Genomic DNA, 1,677 nt, shown 5'->3' with positions numbered 1-1,677 from the left:
CGACGACGGCGACGGCCTCGCCGCCGATGTGGTGGCCCTGACCGCCAGCCATACCGCCCCGGCCTTCCGCTGGCCCCTGTCGGGCGAGGCCGCCGCGCACCCCGGGCTGATCCGCGATCCCTGGTCGAGCGCCTGTCTGGCGGAGGTGGCGCCGGATGCCGGCGTCTTCGTCGTCGGCACCGGATTGACCATGGCGGACACGGTGGTCAGCCTGCGTCGGCGTGGTCACCGGGGGCAGATCACGGCGGTGTCGCGCCGCGCCCTGCTGCCGCGCGAACACGGTGTCTTCGGCGCCGACATCTGCTTTCCCGAGCCCTTCCCGACGACGGCGGTCGAGACCCTGCGCGTTCTTCGCCATCTGATCGCCGACTGCGAGCGGCGGGGCCTCGGCTGGCATCCGGCGATCGACGCCTTCCGGGGCGCCTTGCGCCGGCTGTGGCCGGGCCTGTCGGCCGAGGAACAGGGCCGCGCCCTGCGTCACCTCAGGGCCTGGTGGGATGTTCATCGTTACCGCATCGCGCCGCAGGTCGCCGCTCTCCTCGCCAGGGGGCGGCGGGACGGCTGGCTGCGCGTCGCCGCCGGGCGGATCGAGGGGTTCGATACGCGCGATGGCGATCTCGTCGCTCGCTGGCAGCCCCGTGGCGGCCCCCGGAGGGAGACCCGCGTCGCCGTCGTCGTCAATTGCACCGGACCCGACGCCGATCCCGCCCGCAGCGTCGATCCCCTGTTCCGTGGCCTGCTCGCGACCGGTATCGCCCGGCCCGACCGGCATCGCCTTGGTCTCGACATCGACCCGGACGGCCGTGTCCTCGAGCGGTCGGGGCGACCGCAGCCCGGCTTCTATATCGCCGGTCCGCTCGGCCGGGGCCGGTTGGGCGAGGTCATGGGCGTGCCCGAGGCCTCGGACCACGCGCGCGAGATCGCCGGACGCATCGCCGCCGATCTCGCCATCCCCCTCAAGCCCGCGAGTTGAAAAGATGAAACAGCACATCACCGTCGCCGATGCCGCGCCACCGCCCAGGACCGCCCGCTATTCCCACGCCGTGAAGGCGGGCGGCTTCCTGTATGTGACCGGGCAATTGCCGATCGACCCCGACAATCCCGCCGCCCCCCTGCCTCCAACCATCGAGGCGCAAACGGAACTGGCGATGCTGAACATCCGGCGCATCGTGGCGGCGGCAGGCTACGGACTGGAGGACACGGTCTTCGTGCGGATTTTCCTCGCCGAGTTCGAGCGCGATTACGTCGGCATGAACAGTGTCTTTCATCGTTACTACGACGACGACGCAGTCATGCCCGGCCGAACCACCGTAGGCGTCGCCAGGCTCGGCCGGGGCGCCCTGGTCGAAATCGACATGGTGCTGTTCAGGCAAGCCCCCTGAGCTCTTCGCCAAGGCTCGCACCGGTCACCGGATCAGACGCATCCTGCTTCCGCTTCATCTCAAAGCCCTTCCTTCTCGGTCGGACACTACTCCTTCGTGGATGAGTTCGCGGGGGTCAGGCCAGAACATCAAAAAAGCCCGCGAGGTCAATGACCTTGCGGGCTGATTTTTGGTTGCGGGGGCCAGATTTGAACTGACGGCCTTCAGGTTATGAGCCTGACGAGCTACCGGGCTGCTCCACCCCGCGCTGGTGGTGGTGGACATTGTGAGGATCTGTATGCTTTGCAGGCCTGGC

2 protein-coding genes and 1 tRNA gene are annotated in these 1,677 nt (G+C 69.0%); 2 read left to right on the top strand and 1 reads right to left on the bottom strand.

What is annotated here, in order from left to right; all coding sequences use genetic code 11:
* Positions 1–973, top strand: a 973-nt coding sequence (locus WAZ62_RS03395) for an FAD/NAD(P)-binding protein (protein WP_422642125.1), incomplete at its 5' end; no start/stop codon positions are given.
* Between the two features lie 4 nt (positions 974–977).
* Complete coding sequence (locus WAZ62_RS03390) at positions 978–1,382, top strand: RidA family protein (RefSeq protein WP_422642124.1); 405 nt, start codon at positions 978–980, stop codon at positions 1,380–1,382.
* Between the two features lie 170 nt (positions 1,383–1,552).
* Here the strand turns inward: WAZ62_RS03390 and WAZ62_RS03385 are convergent.
* A tRNA-Met gene (locus WAZ62_RS03385) sits at positions 1,553–1,629 on the bottom strand.
* Positions 1,630–1,677 lie beyond the last annotated feature (48 nt).

This window comes from Zavarzinia sp. (assembly GCF_049306435.1).
Classification (GTDB): domain Bacteria; phylum Pseudomonadota; class Alphaproteobacteria; order Zavarziniales; family Zavarziniaceae; genus Zavarzinia.
Note: the sequence above shows the minus strand (reverse complement) of the source record. Positions and strands in the feature narration are given on the sequence as shown.

Bases quoted from the DNA above. Each gene is read 5' to 3' on its own strand.
- WAZ62_RS03390 (WP_422642124.1), top strand. From the start codon at position 978: ATGAAACAGCACATCACCGTCGCCGATGCCGCGCCACCGCCCAGGACC.